Consider the following 22085-nt stretch of genomic DNA (forward strand, 5'->3'; position numbering starts at 1 on the left):
CGCCCGTGAATGCCCATGTTTTCAAACCTGACATGCCGCCACCGGTGAAGACCGTCGGCGTGCTCGCATGGATGCGTGCAAACCTGTTCTCCAGCTGGCTCAACACCCTGCTGACCCTGTTCGCCGTGTACCTGGTGTGGCTGATCGTACCGCCACTGGTGCAGTGGGCGTTCATCGATGCCAACTGGGTCGGCACCACCCGTGCCGACTGCACCAAGGAGGGGGCCTGCTGGGTGTTCGTGCAGCAGCGTTTCGGCCAGTTCATGTATGGCTACTACCCGGTGGAACTGCGCTGGCGTGTAGACCTGACCGTGTGGCTGGCGGTGCTCGGCGCGGCGCCGCTGTTCATCAGGCGCTTCCCGCGCAAGGCGGCGTATGGCCTGTGCTTCCTGGTGCTGTACCCGATCCTGGCCTACCTGCTGCTGCACGGCGGCAGCTTTGGTCTGCAGAACGTCGCAACCAGCCAGTGGGGCGGTCTGATGCTTACCCTGGTGATTGCCACGGTGGGCATTGTCGGCGCCTTGCCGCTGGGCATCCTGCTGGCACTGGGGCGGCGTTCGCGCATGCCGGCAGTGAAGGTGGTGTGTGTGACCTTCATCGAGTTCTGGCGCGGCGTGCCGCTGATCACGGTGCTGTTCATGTCGTCGGTGATGCTGCCGTTGTTCCTGCCCGAAGGCATGAGCTTCGACAAGCTGCTGCGGGCCATGATCGGCGTGATCCTGTTCCAGTCGGCGTACGTTGCCGAAGTGGTGCGTGGCGGCCTGCAGGCCATCCCCAAGGGCCAGTATGAAGCGGCCGCAGCCATGGGCCTGGGCTACTGGCGCTCGATGGGCCTGGTGATTCTGCCGCAAGCGCTCAAGCTGGTGATCCCCGGCATCGTCAACACCTTCATCGCACTGTTCAAGGACACCAGCCTGGTGATCATCATCGGCCTGTTCGACCTGCTCAACAGCGTCAAGCAAGCCGCTGCCGACCCGGCCTGGCTGGGCATGGCCACTGAAGGCTATGTGTTCGCTGCCCTGGTGTTCTGGATTTTCTGTTTCGGTATGTCCCGCTACTCCATGCACTTGGAGCGCAAGCTGGACACTGGCCACAAGCGTTAGGAGTTTCTATATGAGTGAAGCGATCAAGCAGCCTGCCGGCCCCGAAGGCATCATCCAGATGCAGGGCGTGAACAAGTGGTATGGCCAGTTCCATGTGCTCAAGGACATCAACCTGAACGTACGTCAGGGCGAGCGTATTGTGTTGTGCGGGCCGTCCGGCTCGGGCAAGTCCACCACCATCCGCTGCCTCAACCGCCTGGAAGAGCACCAGCAGGGGCGCATCGTGGTCGATGGCGTGGAACTGACCAACGACCTCAAGCAGATCGAGGCGATCCGCCGTGAGGTGGGCATGGTGTTCCAGCACTTCAACCTGTTCCCCCACCTGACCATCCTTGAGAACTGCACCCTGGCGCCCATGTGGGTACGCAAGATGCCGCGGCGCAAGGCGGAGGAGATCGCCATGCACTACTTGGAGCGTGTGCGTATTCCCGAGCAGGCGCACAAGTTCCCCGGGCAGTTGTCCGGTGGCCAGCAGCAGCGTGTGGCGATTGCCCGGGCGCTGTGCATGAAGCCGAAGATCATGCTGTTCGACGAGCCGACCTCGGCGCTCGACCCGGAGATGGTCAAGGAAGTGCTCGATACCATGGTGGGGTTGGCCGAGGACGGCATGACCATGCTCTGCGTAACCCACGAAATGGGCTTTGCCCGGACCGTGGCGAACCGGGTGATCTTCATGGACAAGGGGGAGATCGTGGAACAGGCGGCGCCAGATGATTTCTTCGACCGGCCGCGCAGTGACCGGACCAAGTTGTTCCTGAGCCAGATCCTGCATTGATGCAGGCGGGGCCGCTTAGCGGCCCAATCGCCGGCCAGCCGATCCAAAGCGCAAGGCTAACCCTGCTTGATGTGGGAGCGGGCTTGCCCCGCGAACACCGGCGACGCCGGTGCCAGCATCGTTTGCAAGCGACGAGGGTGCTCCCGCTGCGCCAGCCCTAGGCCTGGCTCGCAACACCGCGGTCTTTACTTTTCTTCCTGAGTCGCCGCCGGGGCTGGCGGTGGGCGCAGCCCTACCTCGGCCACCAGCTTCAGCTGTTGCCCATTGCGCACCACCTCGATGGTGATCTTCTCGTTGGGCTTGATCCGCGCCACCTGGTTCATCGACTTGCGCCCATCACCTGCCGGTTCGCCATTGATGCTCAGGATCACATCACCCAGCTGCAAGCCTGCCTTCTGCGCCGGCCCGTCACGGAAAATCCCCGCCACTACGATCCCTGGGCGGCCCTGCATGCCGAACGATTCAGCCAGCTCCTGGCTCAAAGGCTGAACTTCAATGCCCAGCCAGCCACGGATCACCTGGCCATGCTCGACGATCGACTTCATCACCTCCAGGGCCAGTTTGACCGGGATGGCGAAGCCAATGCCCTGTGAACCGCCCGACTTGGAGAAGATCGCGGTATTGATGCCCACCAGGTTGCCGTTGGCATCGACCAGTGCACCGCCGGAGTTGCCAGGGTTGATCGCGGCGTCGGTCTGGATGAAATCTTCGTAGTTGTTCAGACCCAGCTGGTTGCGGCCAGTGGCACTGATGATGCCCATGGTGACGGTCTGGCCAACGCCGAAGGGGTTGCCGATGGCCAGCGTGACGTCACCGATGTGGATGTTGTCGGAGCGGCCGATGGTGATCGCCGGCAGGTTCTTGAGGTCGATCTTCAGTACCGCGAGGTCGGTCTCAGGGTCGCTGCCGATCACCCGCGCCAGGGTTTCGCGGCCATCCTTGAGCGCAACCACAATCTGGTCGGCGCCGCTGGTGACGTGGTTGTTGGTCAGCAGGTAGCCTTCAGGGCTCATGATTACCGCCGAACCCAGGCTCGACTCCCAGCGCCGCTGCTTGGGCAGGTTATCGCCGAAGAAACGGCGGAACTGCGGGTCTTCGAACAGCGGGTGGGCGTTCTTGTTCACTACCTTGGTGGTGTACAGGTTGACCACCGCCGGGGCGGCCAACGTCACGGCGTCGGCGTAGGACACCGGGCCCTGCATGATCTGCGTGGTCTGTGGCGCCTGTTGCAGGTTGACATCCTGGCTGGGCAGGCCGACCCACTGCGGGAAGCGCTGGATGATCAGCATGGCGATCAGTACGCCGGTGAGCAGGGGCCAGCCAAAGTAACGCAACGCCTTGAACATGAATGAATCCTGGAAAGAGCACAGGCCAGCGGCCGCGCAGTGGGGCATGAACGCGCGCGATCATACACCGGTTCCCCCAGTGCCGGCGACGGCCCATAATGGCCGGCATTATACGGGCGTTCGCTAAGCGTTGTGCCCGAGAAAAGCGCAGTTTTCGAGGAGATTTTCATGGCCGTCGCTCTAACCACCCTGGTCGAGGAAGCCGAGCGCTACCTGGGCAGTGCGAAGATCCAGGACTATTGCCCCAACGGTCTGCAAGTCGAAGGCCGGCCGCAGGTCAGCCGTATAGTCAGCGGTGTAACGGCCAGCCAGGCCCTGTTGGACGCCGCCGTCGAGGCTGAGGCCGACCTGGTGCTGGTGCACCATGGTTACTTCTGGAAGGGCGAGAATCCGTGCGTCACCGGCATTCGCCAGCGCCGCCTGAAAACCTTGCTGAGCAACGATATCAGCCTGTTGGCGTTCCACCTGCCGCTGGACGTGCACCCGGAGGTGGGCAACAACGTGCAGTTGGCGCGGCAGCTGGAGATCATTGTCGAAGGGCCGCTGGACCCAGAGAACCCCAAGGTGGTCGGGCTGGTCGGCTCGCTGGCCGAGCCGATGACCGCACGGGATTTCGCCCGGCGCGTGCAGGAAGTCCTGGGGCGTGAGCCGTTGTTGGTCGAAGGTGACGACATGATCCGCCGGATCGGTTGGTGCACCGGCGGCGGGCAGGGTTACATCGACACCGCGATAGCGGGCGGGGTGGACCTGTACCTGACCGGTGAAGCGTCCGAGCAGACCTATCACAGCGCACGCGAGAATGGGGTCAGCTTCATTGCCGCCGGGCATCATGCCACCGAGCGCTATGGGGTGCAGGCGTTGGGCGATTACCTGGCGCGGCGGTTTGCCGTTGAGCACCTGTTCATCGACTGTCCGAACCCGATCTGAATCGGTGTTGCCTTCTTCGCGGGCACGCTTACCGGGGCCGCGCGGCCCCTGTAGCGGCGGGTTTACCCGCGAAGAGAGCGGACACGCTGGCCCAAACCCCCAGTCATATCGTTAGATTGTTTCGATCTATCCCGCCTCCTAAATAGAATCACCCGCTGTGATAAAGTGACTCGCTCGAACACGGCCCGCTGGCCGTCCATAAGATCGTTTTTCGTGAGTAGCCATGGTCGACAAACTGACGCACTTGAAACAGCTGGAGGCGGAGAGCATCCACATCATCCGCGAGGTGGCCGCCGAGTTCGACAACCCGGTGATGCTGTACTCGATCGGCAAGGATTCCGCCGTGATGCTGCACTTGGCGCGCAAGGCCTTCTTCCCGGGCAAACTGCCGTTCCCGGTGATGCACGTCGACACCCAGTGGAAATTCCAGGAGATGTACAGCTTCCGCGACAAGATGGTCGAGGAAATGGGCCTGGAGCTGATCACCCACGTCAACCCCGAGGGTGTGGCGCAGGGCATCAACCCATTCACCCATGGCTCCTCCAAGCACACCGACATCATGAAAACCCAGGGCCTCAAGCAGGCACTGGACAAGCATGGTTTCGACGCCGCCTTCGGTGGCGCGCGCCGCGACGAAGAGAAGTCGCGGGCCAAAGAGCGCGTTTACTCGTTCCGGGACAGCAAGCACCGCTGGGACCCGAAGAACCAGCGCCCCGAGCTGTGGAACGTGTACAACGGCAAGGTCAACAAGGGCGAGTCGATCCGCGTCTTCCCGCTGTCGAACTGGACCGAGCTGGACATCTGGCAGTACATCTACCTCGAAGGTATCCCGATCGTGCCGCTGTACTTCGCCGCTGAGCGTGAAGTCATCGAGAAAAACGGCACCCTGATCATGATCGACGACGAGCGCATCCTCGAGCACCTCTCCGAGGAAGAGAAAGCACGCATCGTCAAGAAGAAGGTGCGTTTCCGTACCCTGGGCTGCTACCCGTTGACGGGCGCTGTCGAGTCCGAAGCCGAGACGCTGACCGACATCATTCAGGAAATGCTCCTGACGCGCACTTCCGAGCGCCAGGGCCGAGTCATCGACCACGATGGCGCCGGTTCCATGGAAGACAAAAAACGTCAGGGCTACTTCTAATTTTCAGGGTTACTCCATGTCGCACCAATCCGATTTGATCAGCGAAGACATCCTCGCTTATCTGGCTCAGCACGAGCGTAAAGAACTGCTGCGTTTCCTTACCTGCGGCAACGTGGATGACGGCAAGAGCACCCTTATCGGGCGCCTGCTGCACGACTCGAAGATGATCTACGAGGACCACCTCGAGGCCATCACCCGTGATTCGAAGAAGTCCGGCACCACCGGCGAAGAAGTCGACCTGGCGTTGCTGGTTGACGGCCTGCAGGCCGAGCGCGAGCAGGGCATCACCATCGATGTCGCCTACCGCTACTTCTCCACCGCCAAGCGCAAGTTCATCATCGCCGATACCCCGGGCCACGAGCAGTACACCCGCAACATGGCCACCGGCGCTTCGACCTGCGACCTGGCGATCATCCTGGTCGATGCCCGCTACGGTGTGCAGACCCAGACCCGCCGCCACAGCTATATCGCCTCGTTGCTGGGCATCAAGCACATCGTCGTCGCGATCAACAAGATGGACCTCAAAGGCTTCGATGAAGGCGTCTTCGAGGAAATCAAGGCCGACTACCTGAAGTTCGCCGAAGCCATCAACCTGACGCCGAGCAGCCTGCACTTCGTGCCGATGTCGGCGCTCAAGGGCGACAACGTGGTCAACCGCAGCGAGCGTTCGCCGTGGTACACCGGCCCTGCGCTGATGGAAATCCTCGAAACCGTGGAAGTGGCGGCCGACCGCAACTTCACTGACCTGCGTTTCCCGGTGCAGTACGTCAATCGTCCGAACCTGAACTTCCGCGGCTTTGCCGGCACCATCGCCAGCGGTGTGGTGCACAAGGGTGATGACATCGTCGTGTTGCCGTCGGGCAAGAGCAGCCGGGTCAAGTCCATCGTCACTTACGAAGGTGAGCTGGAGAACGCCGGCCCAGGCCAGGCCGTGACCCTGACCATGGAAGACGAGATCGACATCTCCCGGGGTGACCTGCTGGTGCATGCCGACAACGTACCGCCGGTAACCGACCAGTTTGACGCCATGCTCGTGTGGATGGCCGAGGAGCCGATGCTTCCTGGCAAGAAGTACGACATCAAGCGTGCCACCAGCTATGTGCCGGGCTCGATTGCCAGCATCACTCACAAGGTCGATGTGAATACGCTGGAGCAGGGCGCTGCCAGCGCACTGCAACTGAACGAGATCGGCCGCGTCAAGGTTGCCCTGGACGCCGCCATTGCCCTGGACGGTTACGACAGCAACCGCACCACCGGTGCGTTCATCGTTATCGATCGACTGACCAACGGCACCGTTGGCGCCGGCATGATCATCGCGCCGCCAGTACTGCCGCACGGCAGCACCGGCCAGCATGGCAAGCAAGCCCACGTCTCCACCGAAGAGCGCGCCCTGCGCTTCGGTCAGCAGCCTGCCACCGTGCTGTTCAGCGGCCTGTCCGGCGCAGGCAAGAGCACCCTGGCCTATGCCGTTGAGCGCAAGCTGTTCGACATGGGCCGAGCGGTATACGTGCTCGACGGCCAGAACCTGCGCCACGACCTGAACAAGGGCTTGCCGCAGGACCGCGCCGGCCGCACCGAAAACTGGCGCCGCGCCGCTCATGTGGCGCGCCAGTTCAACGAAGCCGGCCTGTTGACCCTGGCAGCGTTCGTGGCCCCTGACGCCGAAGGTCGCGAGCAGGCCAAGGCGCTGATCGGCAAGGAGCGCCTGGTGACTGTTTACGTTCAGGCCTCGCCGTTGGCTTGCCGTGAGCGCGACCCGCAAGGCCTGTACGCTGCCGGTGGCGAGAACATCCCGGGCGAAAGCTTCCCGTTCGATGTACCGCTGGATGCTGACCTGGTGATCGATACTCAGCGCACCAGCGTCGAAGAAGGTGTGAAGCAGGTGCTGGATGTGCTGCGTCAGCGCGGTGCGATCTAAGCGCTAGCCTGCAGGAAAAACCCCGCTTCGGCGGGGTTTTTCGTTCTTGAAAGGCGCATTTTTGACCGAGGCTTGCGCGTGGTGCAACGACGCGCCGTGCTTCGAGTTGGCGCACGACCTAGGGCTAGCTCCTCAGGCAAAGCGGGTTCAAATATGCGTTTCCGACACCGGAATCACCCGCCTTTCCTTCACCGCCTTATAGGAAAAACTCGAGTAGATTTCCTTCACCCCGGGCAAACGCTGTAGCACTTCCCGGGTAAATTCCCCGAACGATTCCAGGTCCCGCGCCAGGATCTCCAGCAAAAAGTCATAGCGCCCGGAGATGTTGTGGCAAGCGACAATCTCGGGAATTTCCATTAGCCGTTGTTCGAACGCCTGCGCCATGTCCTTGGTGTGCGAATCCATCATGATGCTGACGAACGCGGTCACGCCAAACCCAAGCGACTTGGGCGAGAGGATGGCCTGGTATCCAGTGATGAACCCGTTGTCTTCCAGCAACTTGATCCGTCGCCAGCAGGGGGAGGTGGTCAGGGCAACCTGGTCAGCAAGTTCGGAAACAGTAAGGCGGGCGTTGTCCTGCAGGGCGGCGAGCAGGGCGCGGTCGGTGCGGTCGAGGCTTGCGGGCATGTCTTGCCCTCCTGTTCGGCTATTTATTGGTTTTGTTCCAAAAAGTGGCCATTTGCGTGTGCGAGTTTGAAATGAATCAGGCAGCTCGGTGGCATAAGCTTATAACAAACCACCAGAGGCTGTTGCCATGCGCGGCTCCGATAACAACACCGGTTTTTCCACCCGTGCCATCCACCATGGCTACGACCCGCTTTCCCATGGCGGTGCCCTGGTGCCACCGGTGTACCAGACCGCTACCTATGCCTTCCCTACTGTCGAGTACGGCGCTGCGTGTTTCGCCGGGGAGGAGGCTGGACATTTCTATAGCCGCATCTCCAACCCCACACTGGCTTTGCTGGAGCAGCGCATGGCTTCGCTGGAGGGCGGTGAGGCCGGGTTGGCATTGGCCTCGGGGATGGGCGCGATTACCTCGACCATCTGGACCCTGCTGCGGCCCGGCGATGAACTGATTGTCGGGCGCACCTTGTATGGCTGCACCTTCGCTTTCCTGCACCACGGCATTGGCGAATTCGGGGTCAAGATTCGCCATGTCGACCTCAACGATGCCAAGGCTCTGAAAGCGGCGATCAACGGCAAAACGCGGATGATCTACTTCGAAACCCCGGCCAACCCCAACATGCACCTGGTGGACATTGCCGCGGTGGCCGAGGCAGTGCGGGGGCATGAGGTACTGGTGGTGGTCGACAACACCTACTGCACGCCGTACCTGCAGCGACCACTGGAGCTGGGGGCGGACCTGGTGGTGCATTCGGCCACCAAGTACCTCAGTGGCCATGGTGATATCACGGCGGGTCTGGTGGTGGGGCGCAAGGCGCTGGTCGACCGCATTCGCCTTGAAGGGCTGAAAGACATGACCGGGGCGGTGCTGTCGCCACATGACGCGGCGCTGCTGATGCGCGGGCTCAAGACCCTGGCGCTGCGCATGGACCGGCATTGTGCCAACGCCTTGCAGGTGGCGCAGTTCCTCGCACGGCAGCCGCAGGTGGAGCTTATTCACTACCCCGGATTGCCGTCGTTCCCCCAGTACCCACTGGCACAGCGGCAGATGCGTTTGCCGGGAGGGATGATTGCCTTCGAGCTCCAGGGGGGCATTGAGGCTGGGCGACGCTTCATGAATGGCCTGCAGCTGTTTGCCCGGGCGGTGAGCCTAGGTGATGCAGAATCGCTGGCGCAGCACCCGGCGAGCATGACCCATTCAAGCTATACACCGCAGGAGCGGGCGCAGCACGGCATATCGGAGGGGCTGGTGCGATTGTCGGTGGGGCTGGAGGATATCGAGGACCTGCTGGCGGATGTCGAGCAGGCACTGCAGGTCTGCAGTTAGGTCGCCTGGCTGGCCGCTTCGCCGCGCGCAGCGCAAGCGCGTGTGGGCGCGGGCTGGCCCGCGAAGAGGCCAGTGAATCCGACCCACAAAAAAGGCCTCTTGCGAGGCCTTTTTCATGGTCAGCGGGTCAACGCTTGAGCCCGTAGCTCTCGTCGAGCATGCCCGGCGAGTTTGGCGACTTCGGCGCATAGTCCCGTGGCACTTCGGCGGTATCCTTGGGCGGTGTGAGGCGGTCACGTGGCGCCTGGGCCGACTCGGAGTGCAGGGCAGCCAGCAGGCGCTGACGGGTCACGTCGTCGAGGGCCAACGTGTTGGCGCCTTCGGCAAGGTGATCCTGGACATCCTGGTAGCTCTGGGTCAGCTTCTTGACCAGCACGGCGGTGCTGTTGAAGTGGGTGACCACTTCATTCTGATAGGTGTCGAAACGCTGCTGGATATCGTCCAGCTGGCGTTGGGTGCTGCTCGGCGCGGCATTGGGCAGCAGGCGGGCTACGATGAAACCGACCGCCACACCGATGACCAGGGCCAGGGTTGGCAACAACCAAACAAGGAGCGAGAGTTCCACGAGTCCTTCCTCTATAAACGGCTTTGCTTTACGTTAACGGCTCAGACCTGCGCTGTATACCGCGAGCGATCGCAAATCAGAACAGAATTCCTCACCTAGACGAATCGACCCCCTTCGAGGTCACGGAGTTAGTGCCTTGCTTGTCCGCGAAACCCCCTTGTTCATCGATGGCCCAGTGGGCCAGCTGGAAGCCTTGTACCTGGACGTGGCCGATGCCCGCGGTGCGGTGCTGATTTGCCACCCCAACCCGGTTCAGGGCGGCACCATGCTCAACAAGGTGGTCTCGACCCTGCAGCGCACGGCCCGGGACGCAGGCTACGTGACCTTGCGTTTCAACTACCGCGGTGTCGGCCAGAGCGCCGGCAGCCACGACATGGGCGCCGGTGAAGTGGCCGATGCCGAGGCCGCCGCAGCCTGGTTGCGCGAGAAGCACCCGGCCTTGCCGTTGGTACTGATGGGCTTCTCCTTTGGTGGGTTTGTCGCCACCAGCCTGGCCGGGCGCCTGGAAAGCGCCGGGGTCGCGCTGCAACACCTGTTCATGATCGCCCCAGCGGTGATGCGCCTGAGCGGGGCGTTCCCGCTGCCGCAGCGTTGTCCGATCACCGTTGTCCAGCCTGACGCCGACGAAGTCGTCGCTCCCCAGCTCGTTTACGACTGGTCCGACGCGCTGTCGCGCCCCCATGAGCTGCTGAAAGTGGCAGAATGCGGTCACTTCTTCCATGGCAAGCTGACCGATCTGAAAGATCTGCTGCTGCCGCGCCTTTCGAATTGAGCCAAGCCTGAATAAGCGAACACCCATGACCACGCGCATTCTCACTGGTATCACCACCACCGGCACCCCGCACCTGGGCAACTACGCGGGCGCCATTCGCCCGGCGATCCTCGCCAGTCAACAGCCTGGTGCCGACTCGTTCTACTTCCTGGCCGATTACCACGCCTTGATCAAGTGTGACGATCCGCTGCGCATCCAGCGCTCGCGCCTGGAAATCGCCGCCACCTGGCTGGCCGGTGGCCTGGACCCGGCAAAGGTAACGTTCTACCGCCAGTCCGACATTCCCGAAATCCCGGAGCTGACCTGGCTGCTGACCTGCGTTGCCGCCAAGGGGCTGCTCAACCGTGCGCATGCCTACAAGGCGTCGGTGGACAAAAACCTCGAAAACGGCGAAGACCCGGACGCCGGCGTTTCCATGGGCCTGTACAGCTACCCGGTGCTGATGGCCGCGGACATCCTGATGTTCAACGCGCACAAGGTGCCGGTCGGTCGCGACCAGATCCAGCACGTGGAAATGGCCCGTGACATTGGCCAGCGGTTCAACCACCTGTTCGGCCAGGGCAAGGACTTCTTCGCCCTGCCTGAGGCGGTGATCGAGGAAAGTGTTGCCACCTTGCCGGGCCTGGATGGTCGCAAGATGTCCAAGAGCTACGACAACACCATCCCTCTGTTCACCACCGCCAAGGACATGAAGGACGCCATTTCGCGCATCGTCACCGACTCGCGCGCCCCTGGCGAAGCGAAGGACCCGGACAATGCCCACCTGTTCACCCTGTTCCAGGCGTTCTCCACGCCGGCGCAGTGCGCTGAGTTCCGCGAAGAACTGCTGCAGGGTCTGGGTTGGGGCGAGGCCAAGCAGCGTCTGTTCCAACTGCTCGACGGCCAGCTCGCCGAGAAGCGCGAGCACTACCATCAGCTGATTTCGCGCCCTTCGGACCTGGAGGACATCCTGCTGGCCGGTGCCGCCAAGGCCCGCAAGATTGCCACGCCGTTCCTCGAGCAACTGCGCGAAGCCGTTGGCCTGCGCTCGTTCCGCAGCAGCGTGCAGGCCAGTACCGAAGTGAAGAAGAAGGCCGCCAAGAGCGCGCGTTTCGTCAGCTTCCGCGATGAAGACGGCAGCTTCCGGTTCCGTCTGCTGGCCGCCGATGGCGAGCAACTGCTGCTGTCGCACCGCTTCGCCGACGGCAAGAGTGCTGGCGCTGTGAGCAAGCAATTGCAGCAGGGCGGTGAAGCCGATGTGCGCGTCGAGGGCCTGGGTTTTGGCCTGTGGCTGGGCGGCGAGCAAGTTGCCGACGGGCCGCAGTTCGACAGCGCTGAGGCGCGTGATGCGGCCATTCAAAGCCTGCGTGAGGCCCTGGCTCCACAGCAGGACTGAGGCATATTGACGCAAGTCTGATTGCCATTAAGCGGGCCGGTCGCTACAGTGACGGCCCGTTTTTTGTTGCCTCGCTAACGAAATCATGACGCCCCTAGAACGATATCAAGCAGATCTGAAACGTCCCGACTTCTTCCATGACGCGGCGCAGGAAACTGCAGTGCGTCACCTGCAGCGTCTCTACGACGACCTGATCGCTGCGCAGAACAACAAGCCGGGCGTGTTCGGCAAGCTGTTCGGCAAGAAGGAACAGACGCCGGTCAAGGGCCTGTATTTCTGGGGCGGGGTAGGCCGCGGCAAGACTTACCTGGTCGATACCTTCTTCGAGGCGCTGCCGTTCAAGCAGAAGATGCGCACGCACTTCCACCGCTTCATGAAGCGCGTCCACGAAGAGATGAAAACCCTCAAGGGTGAAAAGAACCCGCTGACCATCATCGCCAAGCGGTTCAGCGAAGAGGCCAAGGTCATCTGCTTCGACGAGTTCTTTGTCTCGGACATTACCGATGCCATGATCCTTGGCACCTTGATGGAAGAGCTGTTCAAGAACGGCGTATCGCTGGTGGCAACCTCCAACATCGTCCCTGACGGCCTGTACAAGGACGGCCTGCAGCGTGCGCGGTTCCTGCCGGCCATCGCCATGATCAAGCAATACACCGACGTGGTGAACGTCGACAGCGGGGTCGACTATCGCCTGCGCCACCTGGAGCAGGCCGAATTGTTCCACTACCCGCTCAACGAGGCGGCCGAGCAAAGCATGCGCGCGAGCTTCAAGGCGCTGACGCCAGAATGCACCCAGGCCGTCGACAACGACGTGCTGATGATCGAGAACCGGCCGATCCATGCCCTGCGCACCTGCGACGATGTCGCCTGGTTCGACTTCCGCGCGCTGTGCGATGGCCCCCGCAGTCAGAACGACTACATCGAGCTGGGCAAGATCTTCCATGCCGTGTTGCTGAGCAACGTCGAGCAGATGGGCGTCACCACCGACGATATTGCCCGACGCTTCATCAACATGGTCGATGAATTCTACGACCGCAACGTCAAGCTGATCATCTCGGCCGAGGTGGAGCTCAAAGACCTGTACACCGGCGGGCGGTTGAGCTTCGAGTTCCAGCGTACCCTCAGCCGGTTGCTGGAAATGCAGTCGCACGAATTCCTGTCGCGCGCGCACAAGCCCTAAGGGGCCAAGTTTCACGAAAAAGCCAAAGCAGGCTGCGGTCGGCTTTGGCTTTTTTGCTCTTTGTTGCCGCCAGGAAGCCTGTCAGGCTTCCTGCATGAACTGCTGCCGATACTGGTTCGGCGACAGCTCCGTATGCTGGCGGAACAACCGTGCAAAGAAGCTGGCATCGTCGTAGCCGACCTCATAACTGATGGTCTTGATGCTCTTGCGCGTACTCGACAGCAACCCCTTGGCCGTTTCGATCCGTAGCCGCTGCAGGTAATGCAATGGTTTGTCGCCGGTCGCACCCTGGAAGCGACGCATGAAGTTGCGGATGCTCATGCCGTGGTTGCGGGCCACATCCTCAAAACGGAACTTGTCGGCGAAGTGTTCCTCCAGCCAATGCTGGATCTGCAGGATGATCAAGTCCTGATGCAGCTTCTGCCCGCCAAAGCCCATTCGCCCCGGCGTGTAGTTGCGCTGCACTTCGTAGAGGATGTCGCGGGCCACGGCGCGGGCCACGTTGGCGCCGCAGAAGCGCTCGATCAGGTAGATGTACAGGTCGCAGGCCGAGGTGGTGCCGCCAGCGCAATAGAGGTTGTCGGCATCGGTCAGGTGCTTGTCCTGGTTCAGACGAATCTTCGGGAAACGCTCGGCGAAGCTGGCGAAGAAACGCCAGTAGGTGGTCGCCTCCTTGCCGTCGAGCAGGCCGGACTCGGCCAGCCAGAACACCCCGCTGGCTTCGGCGCACAACACCGCGCCGCGGGCATGCTGCTCGCGCAGCCACGGCAGGACCTGTGGATAACGTGCCAGCAGGTTGTCGAAGTCTTCCCAGAAAGCCGGCAGGATGATCACGTCAGCATCGTCCAGGCCACCGTCGACCGGTAGCTGAACATGGCTGAAGCTGTCCACGGGTTGACCGTCCGGGCTCACCAGGCTGATGTCGAACATGGGCTGCACGCCCAGGCCCAACTGCTTGCTGTAGCGCAGGCTGGCGAGGTGGAAGAAATCCTTGGCCTGCATCAGTGTTGATGCAAACACTTTGTCAATGGCCAGGATGCTGACGCGCCGCAGCGACGCCGAGGGTTGGGTAAACATCATTGTCATTGTTCTTATAGGGTAGAGTGGTCAATCACCGGCTGGATCGTCTTATTTTTTGGCGATTGTGTCTACCCCGCAGCATCGAGCTGCCCTGTTCGTGGGTAAACCCGCGCCCATAGGGGCCGCAGGCCTTGCTAGGACGGGTTTACCCGCGAACCAGTCGGCGCTGGTTCGGCTCAAGGCGCCGGATTGGGCTGCTCCTGATGGATCGCCTCGATGGCAGCAAGCAACTCGTCGCTCAGGTTCAGCTCAGCACTTCTGAGGTTGCTCTCCAGTTGCATCAGGTCGGTCGCACCGATGATGTTGCTGGTCACAAATGGCTGACGGGTGACAAACGCCAAGGCCATCTGCGCCGGGTCCAGACCATGGGCCTTGGCGAGTTGCACATAGCGGCTGCAGGCGGCCACGGTCTGCGGGTTGGAGTAGCGGGAGAAACGGCTGAACAGTGTCAGGCGGCCCTTTTCGGGGCGGGCGCCGTTTTCGTATTTGCCCGACAGCATGCCGAACGCCAGCGGTGAGTAGGCAAGCAGCCCACACTGCTCGCGGATCGCCACCTCCGCCAGGCCCACCTCGAAGCTGCGGTTGAGCAGGTTGTACGGGTTCTGGATCGACACCGCGCGCGGCCAGCCACGGGTTTCGGCCAGTTGCAGGAACTTCATGGTGCCCCACGGCGTTTCGTTGGACAGGCCAACGTGGCGGATCTTGCCGGCACGCACCTGTTCGTCCAGGACTTCGAGGGTTTCTTCCAAGGGAGTGAACAGGTCATTGGCCAGGTGCTGGTAGCCCAGCTTGCCGAAGAAATTGGTGCTGCGCTCGGGCCAGTGCAACTGGTACAGGTCGATGCGGTCGGTGCGCAGGCGCTTGAGGCTTTCATCCAGTGCGGCGACGATGTGCTGGCGGTTGTGCTTGAGCTGGCCGTCGCGGATATGGCTGATGCCGTTGCCTGGGCCTGCGACCTTGCTGGCGAGGACCCAGTCATCGCGGTCACCGTGCTGGCGGAACCAGTTGCCGATGATGCGTTCGGTGGCAGCGTAGGTCTCTGGGCGGGGAGGGACCGGGTACATTTCTGCGGTATCGATGAAGTTGATGCCGTGGGTTTTGGCCAGGGCGATCTGGGTGAAGGCCTCGGCCTCGTCGTTCTGCTCACCCCAGGTCATGGTGCCCAGGCACAGGGCGCTGACGTCGAGGTCGGTACGGCCGAGCTTGCGGTATTCCATCGGGAAGTGTCTCCTTGGCAAAAGAAGCCCATAAAAGCAGGTTGAAATTTTTCGCGCAATCTGGATAATTCGGCCCCTCTCCGTGTGGCGGAAGTGATGCACCACCACGCAGGAAGAACCCCGTCGAACATTGGCGTGCCCGACCCGAGCCCCCAAAAGCGTCTGTGTTCGGCTGCGCGCTTGCCCTTGGCAAGCTGTGCACTATCCAGTAAGATTCGCCGTCTATTTTTCGCTGGGCGGCCTCTGAGGCTTTAGAGAATGAAAACTTTTACTGCTAAACCGGAAACAGTAAAGCGCGAGTGGTTCGTAGTCGACGCCGCTGGCCAGACCCTGGGTCGTCTGGCTACCGAAATCGCTAGCCGTCTGCGTGGCAAGCACAAACCAGAATACACCCCTCACGTTGACACCGGCGACTACATCGTCGTCATCAACGCCGAGCAAATCCGTGTAACTGGCGCCAAGTCTTCCGACAAGATGTACTACTCCCACTCCGGCTTCCCGGGCGGTATCAAGGAAATCAACTTCGAGAAGTTGATCGCCAAGGCCCCTGAGCGTGTTATCGAAACCGCGGTCAAAGGCATGCTGCCTAAGAACCCGCTGGGTCGCGACATGTACCGCAAGCTGAAAGTGTACGCGGGTGCTGCTCACCCACACACTGCTCAGCAGCCTCAAGAACTGAAGATCTAACGGGATAGTTCATTATGTCGGCGACTCAAAATTACGGCACTGGCCGTCGCAAGACCGCAACCGCTCGCGTTTTCCTGCGTCCGGGTACTGGTAACATCTCCATCAACAACCGTCCTCTGGACACCTTCTTCGGCCGCGAAACCGCTCGCATGGTTGTTCGCCAGCCGCTGGAGCTGACCGAGACCGTTGAGAAGTTCGACATCTACGTCACCGTTGCCGGTGGTGGTGTCAGCGGTCAAGCCGGTGCGATCCGTCACGGTATCACCCGCGCTCTGATGGAATACGACGAAACCCTGCGTGGCGCTCTGCGTCGTGCTGGCTACGTCACCCGCGACGCTCGTGAAGTTGAGCGTAAGAAAGTGGGTCTGCGTAAAGCGCGTAAGCGTCCTCAGTACTCCAAGCGTTAATACCGCTTCGGCAGTCGAAAAAGCCCGGTTCCTTTGGAACCGGGCTTTTTTTATGTCTTGAACTAACCTGTCAGCATGTCCGTGGCAGCTCGTCGCATAGACGCAGATCAAGCAAAGCGAGGGTTCTAGCCCGTACCTGGGGTAATCACCTTGTCAGTGTGTGGACTTGTTTCTTACCATGGCGGCCAACTTTTAGTGCCACAGACATAACCTAAGTACAGGCCTGGTTCAACAGGCCAAGCAAGCTGATGGGAGAGGACTGAATGAGCAATGACGGCGTCAACGCAGGCCGGCGCCGCTTCCTCGTAGCCGCGACATCCGTGGTCGGGGCGGCGGGGGCAGTGGGGGCTGCGGTACCGTTCGTGGGGTCATGGTTTCCCAGTGCCAAGGCGAAAGCCGCTGGTGCACCGGTGAAGGTCAACATTGCCAAGGTCGAGCCTGGGCAGCAGATGGTCGCTGAGTGGCGCGGCCAACCTGTGTTTATCGTGCGGCGAACGGACGAAATCCTCGGTAACCTCAAGAAACTCACCGCAGAGCTCTCCGACCCAGAATCGAAAGCGTCGGTACAACCGACCTACGTCGACCCTGAGGTTCGTTCGATCAAGCCGGAAATCCTCATTCTCGTCGGCCTCTGTACGCACCTTGGGTGCTCGCCGACCTTCCGCCCGGAGGTCGCACCTGCCGACCTTGGCCCCAAATGGGTGGGTGGCTATTTCTGCCCGTGTCACGGCTCACACTACGACCTGGCCGGGCGCGTCTACAAGTCTCAGCCGGCGCCTCTCAACCTGCCAGTGCCGCCGCACTCTTATGAGTCGGATGACATCATTGTCATCGGCGTCGACCAGGAGAAAGCATGATGAGCAAGTTCATGGACTGGATTGACGCTCGCTTCCCCGCCACCAAAATGTGGGAAGACCACCTCAGCAAGTATTACGCGCCCAAGAACTTCAACTTCCTGTATTTCTTTGGCTCCCTCGCCCTGCTGGTACTGGTGAACCAGATCGTCACCGGCGTGTGGTTGACCATGAGCTTCACGCCTTCGGCAGAAGAGGCCTTCGCCTCGGTCGAGTACATCATGCGTGATGTGGAGTACGGCTGGATTCTGCGCTACCTGCACTCCACCGGTGCTTCGGCATTCTTCATCGTGGTTTACCTGCACATGTTCCGTGGGTTGCTCTACGGCTCCTACCAGAAGCCGCGCGAACTGGTGTGGCTGTTCGGCATGCTGATCTACCTGGCACTGATGGCTGAGGCCTTCATGGGTTATCTGCTGCCTTGGGGGCAGATGTCGTACTGGGGGGCACAGGTGATCATCTCGCTGTTCGGTGCCATTCCGGTGATTGGCGATGACCTGACCCAGTGGATTCGTGGCGACTACCTGATTTCGGGCATTACCCTGAACCGCTTCTTCGCACTGCACGTCGTGGCCCTGCCCATCGTGATCCTCGGCCTGGTCGTGCTGCACATCCTGGCCTTGCACGAGGTGGGTTCGAACAACCCGGATGGCGTCGACATCAAGAAGAAAAAGGATGAAAACGGCATCCCACTCGACGGTATTCCGTTCCACCCGTACTACACCGTCAAAGACATTGTCGGCGTGGTGGTGTTCCTCTTCGTGTTCTGCGCGGTGGTGTTCTTCTTCCCGGAAATGGGCGGTTACTTCCTGGAAAAACCCAACTTCGAGCAGGCTAACGCGTTCAAGACGCCTGAGCATATTGCGCCGGTCTGGTACTTCACGCCGTTCTACGCGATCTTGCGTGCCGTGCCCGACAAGCTGTTCGGCGTAATCGCCATGGGTGCTGCGATCGCGGTGCTGTTCGTGTTGCCATGGCTCGACCGCAGCCCGGTGCGCTCGATGCGCTACAAGGGTTGGCTCAGCAAGGTCTTCCTGCTGGTGTTCTGCATAGCCTTCATCATCCTCGGTGTTCTGGGGGTACTGGCACCTACGCCTGGGCGCACCTTGTTGTCGCAGGTGTGCACGGTGTTGTACTTCGCCTACTTCCTGCTGATGCCGTTCTACACAAGGCTTGAGAAGACCAAACCGGTTCCGGAAAGGGTGACTGGCTGATGAAAAAGTTGATTGCAGTATTTTTGCTGGCAGTGATGCCTGCCTTTTCCTTCGCGGCCGAACATGGCCAGGAGCTGGACAAAGTCGATATCGACCTCACCGACAAGGCGGGCATGCAGGATGGGGCGCGGACCTTTGCCAACTATTGCATGGGCTGCCACAGCGCCAAGTTCCAGCGTTACGAGCGTGTTGCAGATGACCTGGGCATCCCCCATGAGCTGATGCTCGAGAACCTTGTGTTCACGGGTGCCAAGATCGGGGACCACATGAACATCGGCATGAAGCCCAGTGATGCCAAGACCTGGTTCGGTGCTGCGCCTCCTGACTTGACCTTGGTCGCCCGCGTGCGCGGCACCGATTGGCTGTACACCTACCTGCGCAGCTTCTACGAGGACCCGTCGCGCCCTTATGGGGTGAATAACAAGGTGTTCCCGAACGTTGGCATGCCCAACGTGCTGGTTGGCCTGCAAGGCAACCAGGTCATTGGTTGCAAGCAGGTGCAGATGGTGGTCGATGGCAAGAAGCAATTCGACCCTTTGACTGGCAGCCCGCTGACGCATGAGGCCTGCGACCAGCTGACCATCACGCCGAATTCCGGTACCCTGACGGCCGAGCAGTTCGACGAGAAGGTCAAGAACCTGGTGACCTTCCTGGCCTATTCGGCCAACCCGGTCAAACTGGAAAGCCAGCGCATCGGTACCTATGTGTTGCTGTACCTGGCTTTCTTCTTCATATTTGCCTACTTGCTCAAGCGCGAATACTGGAAGGACGTGCACTGATCACGCAGTAGTTTCTGGTTGTTGAACGCGCCCGGGGCACCCTAGCGATCTTGCTAGGGTGCCCCGGGCGCGTTTTCATTTACAGTTTCACAAGCATCCCTTGCGAGGAGGCGCTACATGGGCGCGACCAACAGGTTAGCCTGCTATTCCGACCCCGCTGACCATTATTCTCATCGGGTACGCCTGGTTCTCGCCGAGAAAGGTATCAGCGTGCAGGTCATCGATGTCGATCCTAATCGCCTGCCACCCAAACTGGTTGAAGTGAACCCTTACGGCAGCGTGCCGACCCTGGTCGATCGTGACCTGGCGTTGTATGAGTCGACCGTGGTGATGGAATACCTCGAGGAGCGTTACCCACATCCGCCACTGATGCCGGTTTATCCGGTAGCACGTGGCAACAGCCGCTTGCTGGTGCATCGGATCCAGCGTGACTGGTGTTCGTTGGCGGATACCGTGCTCGACCCGCGCAGCAGTGATGCCGCGCGTGCCGAGGCGCGCAAGGCACTGCGCGAGAGCCTGACCGGCGTCTCGCCATTGTTCAACGAATTCGCCTGCTTCATGAGCGATGAGCAAAGCCTGGTTGATTGTTGTCTATTGCCCATACTCTGGCGTTTGCCGGTCATGGGTATCGAATTGCCGCGGCAGGCCAAGCCGCTGCTGGATTACATGGAGCGACAGTTCACCCGCGAGCCGTTTCTGGCAAGCCTGTCCTCCGTTGAACGTGAAATGCGCAAGCTTTAAGGAGCCGTTGATGAACTCCAGTCGCCCCTATCTGGTTCGAGCACTGTACGAGTGGATCGTCGACAACGATTGCACGCCCCATATGCTGGTCAACGCCGAGTTCCCGGCAGTCCAGGTGCCGCAAGGTTTCGCCAGTGATGGCCAGATCGTCCTGAATATTTCCCCCAGTGCCGTGCGCAGCCTGCACATGGACAACGACGCGGTGAGCTTCGAGGGCCGCTTCAGTGGCGTCGCCCATTCGTTGTTCGTACCGGTAGGTGCCATTCTCGGCATTTACGCCCGCGAGAATGGCCAGGGTATGGTCTTCGAGCTTGAGCCGCCGTTGGCAGAAGGCGAAGAGCTGGAGGAAGAAGGCCTAGAGCCTGATGACAATGGTCCGCCCGAAGGGGGCGGCCAGCCGCCGCGTCCAAGTGGCCGACCGAGCCTGAAAGTGGTCAAGTAAAAAAAAGGCGACCTGCAAGGGTCGCCTTTTTTTGCGGGCCTGAAATTACAGGTCGCTGATGCTGCGCACCTGGTCTTTATTGATGCGGGTGCGTTTGCCATCAAGCTGCTGGAATTCGTAGAAGCCGGTTTTTTTCTCGAAGTGCGGTGCGTCGACAGCCTGGATTTCGCGGCCATCGTTAAGGGTGATCAGGCTTGGAGTGGAGCAGCCGGCCAAAGTAGCGAAGGCGCCGGCGAGCAGCGCAGGCAGCAGAAGCTTTTTCATGCGATGTTTCCTGAGGTTCTGAAAGGGTGGAGCTGTGGGTGAGGCCTGTACTGGCCCATTCGCGGTCTAGGCCATGAGCATGCCAGTACGGCCATCACTCGAATCAGTCGATGTATTCGAACAGTTTGACGATCTTCTGCACGCCAGACACACCCTGAACTACGGCGGTGGCGGAGTTGGCTTCCTGCTGTGTCACCAGGCCGAGCAGGTAGACGATACCGTTCTCGGTGATTACCTTGATGCGTGAGCTGGGCACGGCATTGTCGGTCAGCATCTGCGCCTTGATCTTGGTGGTCAGCCAGGCGTCGTTGTTGCGTGCGAGGATGGAGGAGGGCTGCATGACCTGCAGCTCGTTATGCACCTTCTTCACCCGCTGTACCTGGCTGGCGGTCTGTTCGGCCAGGCTCTTGAGGTCGGCGCGCGGGGTTTGCCCGGCGAGCAGGACGATGCCGTTGTAGCTGCTGACGACAATATGCGAACCCTTGTCCAGATCAGGGTTGGCCTTGGCGATATTGACCGCCGCCTTGGTTTCGATCAGCGAGTCGTCGATCTTGCTGCCGATGGTGCGTGTGCCACGATCGTCCTCGATCGGTGAATTGCGGGTCGAGGTCAGTACCGAGCTGCAACCGGTAACGCTCAGGCACAGGGTCAAGGCCATCAGGCCGAGGCGCTTGGGGATCATTCTTCACTCCCGAACAGTTGGCTGTCGATCAGATCGCACAGGCAGTGGATCGCCAGCAGGTGGACTTCCTGGATACGAGCGGTGACCGTCGACGGTACGCGGATTTCCACGTCTTCGGGCAGCAGCAGCGAAGCCATACCGCCGCCGTCACGTCCGGTCAATGCTACGACAATCATTTCGCGATCATGTGCCGCCTGGATCGCTTGAATCACGTTGGCCGAATTGCCGCTGGTCGAAATCGCCAGCAGTACATCGCCGGGCTGGCCCAGGGCGCGAATCTGCTTGGAGAAAACCTCGTTGTAGCTGTAGTCGTTGGCGATCGAGGTGAGCGTCGAGCTGTCGGTGGTCAAGGCGATTGCCGGCAGGCTCGGGCGCTCGCGCTCGAAGCGGTTGAGCAGCTCCGAAGAGAAATGCTGGGCATCGCCGGCGGAGCCGCCGTTGCCGCAGGCGAGCATCTTGCCCTCGTTGAGCAGCGCATTGACCATGACCAGGCTGGCCTGCTCGATGTGCGGTGCCAGGATGTCCATTGCCTGTTGCTTGGTGTCGATGCTGGCCTGGAACAGCCGGCGAATTCGGGATTGCATGTCCATCTGGTGACCTTAAGTGGGGCGGTGGCCGGCGCAACGCGCAACAGGGACCAGCCCGCGATACATAGAGCAAAAAAA

At 61.0% G+C, this 22085-nt stretch carries 24 protein-coding genes; 16 read left to right on the forward strand and 8 right to left on the reverse strand.

Annotated features, from left to right (window positions below; translation table 11 throughout):
* Positions 1 to 5: 5 nt before the first annotated feature.
* Positions 6 to 1103, forward strand: a complete 1098-nt coding sequence (locus L6D80_RS09675) for an amino acid ABC transporter permease (protein ID WP_054899236.1) — start codon at positions 6 to 8, stop codon at positions 1101 to 1103.
* Positions 1104 to 1113: 10 nt separating this feature from the next.
* Positions 1114 to 1878 (forward strand): amino acid ABC transporter ATP-binding protein, encoded by a 765-nt coding sequence (locus L6D80_RS09680; RefSeq protein ID WP_054899237.1) that lies wholly within the window; start codon positions 1114 to 1116, stop codon positions 1876 to 1878.
* A gap of 185 nt (positions 1879 to 2063) precedes the next feature.
* Here L6D80_RS09680 and algW read toward each other — a convergent pair whose 3' ends face one another.
* Positions 2064 to 3224, reverse strand: a complete 1161-nt coding sequence (gene algW, locus L6D80_RS09685) for a Do family serine endopeptidase AlgW (RefSeq protein WP_054899238.1) — start codon at positions 3222 to 3224, stop codon at positions 2064 to 2066.
* A gap of 168 nt (positions 3225 to 3392) precedes the next feature.
* Between algW and L6D80_RS09690 the strand changes: the two genes are divergently transcribed.
* From L6D80_RS09690 to cysN, 3 genes are all read left to right on the forward strand, one after another.
* Entirely contained in the window at positions 3393 to 4151 is a 759-nt protein-coding gene (locus L6D80_RS09690; RefSeq protein WP_054899239.1) for a Nif3-like dinuclear metal center hexameric protein, read from the forward strand.
* 223 nt (positions 4152 to 4374) lie between these two features.
* Entirely contained in the window at positions 4375 to 5292 is a 918-nt protein-coding gene (gene cysD / locus L6D80_RS09695; protein ID WP_003251799.1) for a sulfate adenylyltransferase subunit CysD, read from the forward strand.
* Between the two features lie 16 nt (positions 5293 to 5308).
* Positions 5309 to 7210 (forward strand): sulfate adenylyltransferase subunit CysN, encoded by a 1902-nt coding sequence (gene cysN / locus L6D80_RS09700; RefSeq protein ID WP_054899241.1) that lies wholly within the window; start codon positions 5309 to 5311, stop codon positions 7208 to 7210.
* Positions 7211 to 7357: 147 nt separating this feature from the next.
* Here the strand turns inward: cysN and L6D80_RS09705 are convergent, their stop codons facing one another.
* Positions 7358 to 7837, reverse strand: a complete 480-nt coding sequence (locus L6D80_RS09705) for an Lrp/AsnC family transcriptional regulator (protein ID WP_054899242.1) — start codon at positions 7835 to 7837, stop codon at positions 7358 to 7360.
* 127 nt (positions 7838 to 7964) lie between these two features.
* On the opposite strand from L6D80_RS09705, the gene L6D80_RS09710 reads away from it, so the two are divergent.
* The gene (locus L6D80_RS09710) at positions 7965 to 9161 is read left to right on the forward strand and encodes a methionine gamma-lyase (protein ID WP_176514895.1); all 1197 of its coding nucleotides are present in this window, start codon (positions 7965 to 7967) and stop codon (positions 9159 to 9161) included.
* A 127-nt stretch (positions 9162 to 9288) separates the two neighbouring features.
* Here L6D80_RS09710 and L6D80_RS09715 read toward each other — a convergent pair whose 3' ends face one another.
* Positions 9289 to 9726 (reverse strand): Z-ring associated ZapG family protein, encoded by a 438-nt coding sequence (locus L6D80_RS09715; protein ID WP_054899244.1) that lies wholly within the window; start codon positions 9724 to 9726, stop codon positions 9289 to 9291.
* A 136-nt stretch (positions 9727 to 9862) separates the two neighbouring features.
* Between L6D80_RS09715 and L6D80_RS09720 the strand changes: the two genes are divergently transcribed.
* The 3 genes from L6D80_RS09720 (at position 9863) to zapE (ending at position 13053) form a co-directional block, all read left to right on the forward strand.
* Entirely contained in the window at positions 9863 to 10498 is a 636-nt protein-coding gene (locus tag L6D80_RS09720; RefSeq protein ID WP_176514893.1) for an alpha/beta hydrolase, read from the forward strand.
* A 25-nt stretch (positions 10499 to 10523) separates the two neighbouring features.
* A complete protein-coding gene (locus tag L6D80_RS09725; RefSeq protein WP_176514891.1) occupies positions 10524 to 11873 on the forward strand; it encodes a tryptophan--tRNA ligase in 1350 nt (449 codons plus the stop codon).
* An 85-nt stretch (positions 11874 to 11958) separates the two neighbouring features.
* Positions 11959 to 13053, forward strand: coding sequence for a cell division protein ZapE (zapE, locus tag L6D80_RS09730; protein ID WP_054899247.1), 1095 nt, complete (start codon positions 11959 to 11961; stop codon positions 13051 to 13053).
* An 81-nt stretch (positions 13054 to 13134) separates the two neighbouring features.
* On the opposite strand, the gene L6D80_RS09735 is transcribed toward zapE, so the two are convergent.
* Both L6D80_RS09735 and L6D80_RS09740 read right to left on the reverse strand, forming a co-directional pair.
* Positions 13135 to 14055, reverse strand: a complete 921-nt coding sequence (locus tag L6D80_RS09735) for a GlxA family transcriptional regulator (RefSeq protein WP_176514917.1) — start codon at positions 14053 to 14055, stop codon at positions 13135 to 13137.
* A gap of 254 nt (positions 14056 to 14309) precedes the next feature.
* The gene (locus L6D80_RS09740) at positions 14310 to 15350 is read right to left on the reverse strand and encodes an NADP(H)-dependent aldo-keto reductase (RefSeq protein WP_054899248.1); all 1041 of its coding nucleotides are present in this window, start codon (positions 15348 to 15350) and stop codon (positions 14310 to 14312) included.
* A gap of 258 nt (positions 15351 to 15608) precedes the next feature.
* Here L6D80_RS09740 and rplM point away from each other — a divergent pair, with 258 nt between their 5' ends.
* From rplM to L6D80_RS09775, 7 genes are all read left to right on the forward strand, one after another.
* Entirely contained in the window at positions 15609 to 16037 is a 429-nt protein-coding gene (rplM, locus tag L6D80_RS09745) for a 50S ribosomal protein L13 (protein ID WP_008097538.1), read from the forward strand.
* A 14-nt stretch (positions 16038 to 16051) separates the two neighbouring features.
* Positions 16052 to 16444, forward strand: coding sequence for a 30S ribosomal protein S9 (gene rpsI / locus L6D80_RS09750; RefSeq protein WP_054893989.1), 393 nt, complete (start codon positions 16052 to 16054; stop codon positions 16442 to 16444).
* Between the two features lie 263 nt (positions 16445 to 16707).
* The gene (gene petA, locus L6D80_RS09755; protein WP_054899249.1) at positions 16708 to 17301 is read left to right on the forward strand and encodes a ubiquinol-cytochrome c reductase iron-sulfur subunit; all 594 of its coding nucleotides are present in this window, start codon (positions 16708 to 16710) and stop codon (positions 17299 to 17301) included.
* Entirely contained in the window at positions 17301 to 18512 is a 1212-nt protein-coding gene (locus L6D80_RS09760) for a cytochrome b (protein WP_054899250.1), read from the forward strand. The genes petA and L6D80_RS09760 overlap by 1 nt, the downstream gene beginning before the upstream one ends.
* Entirely contained in the window at positions 18512 to 19291 is a 780-nt protein-coding gene (locus tag L6D80_RS09765) for a cytochrome c1 (RefSeq protein WP_054899251.1), read from the forward strand. The genes L6D80_RS09760 and L6D80_RS09765 overlap by 1 nt, the downstream gene beginning before the upstream one ends.
* A 117-nt stretch (positions 19292 to 19408) precedes the next feature.
* Positions 19409 to 20032 carry a glutathione S-transferase N-terminal domain-containing protein gene (locus L6D80_RS09770; protein WP_054899252.1) on the forward strand — a complete coding sequence of 208 codons (624 nt, stop codon included), beginning with the start codon at positions 19409 to 19411 and terminating at the stop codon, positions 20030 to 20032.
* Between the two features lie 10 nt (positions 20033 to 20042).
* Entirely contained in the window at positions 20043 to 20474 is a 432-nt protein-coding gene (locus tag L6D80_RS09775; protein ID WP_054899253.1) for a ClpXP protease specificity-enhancing factor, read from the forward strand.
* Between the two features lie 45 nt (positions 20475 to 20519).
* Here L6D80_RS09775 and L6D80_RS09780 read toward each other — a convergent pair whose 3' ends face one another.
* The 3 genes from L6D80_RS09780 to L6D80_RS09790 all read right to left on the reverse strand — a co-directional run bounded on the left by L6D80_RS09780 (position 20520) and on the right by L6D80_RS09790 (position 22010).
* Positions 20520 to 20738, reverse strand: a complete 219-nt coding sequence (locus L6D80_RS09780; protein WP_176514889.1) for a YgdI/YgdR family lipoprotein — start codon at positions 20736 to 20738, stop codon at positions 20520 to 20522.
* Between the two features lie 103 nt (positions 20739 to 20841).
* Positions 20842 to 21420, reverse strand: coding sequence for a BON domain-containing protein (locus tag L6D80_RS09785; protein ID WP_054899255.1), 579 nt, complete (start codon positions 21418 to 21420; stop codon positions 20842 to 20844).
* A complete protein-coding gene (locus L6D80_RS09790) occupies positions 21417 to 22010 on the reverse strand; it encodes a phosphoheptose isomerase (protein ID WP_012274070.1) in 594 nt (197 codons plus the stop codon). Before L6D80_RS09790 ends, L6D80_RS09785 begins: the two co-directional genes overlap by 4 nt.
* Positions 22011 to 22085: the final 75 nt, after the last annotated feature.

The organism is Pseudomonas ceruminis (genome assembly GCF_021602025.1).
GTDB classification, from domain to species: domain Bacteria; phylum Pseudomonadota; class Gammaproteobacteria; order Pseudomonadales; family Pseudomonadaceae; genus Aquipseudomonas; species Aquipseudomonas ceruminis.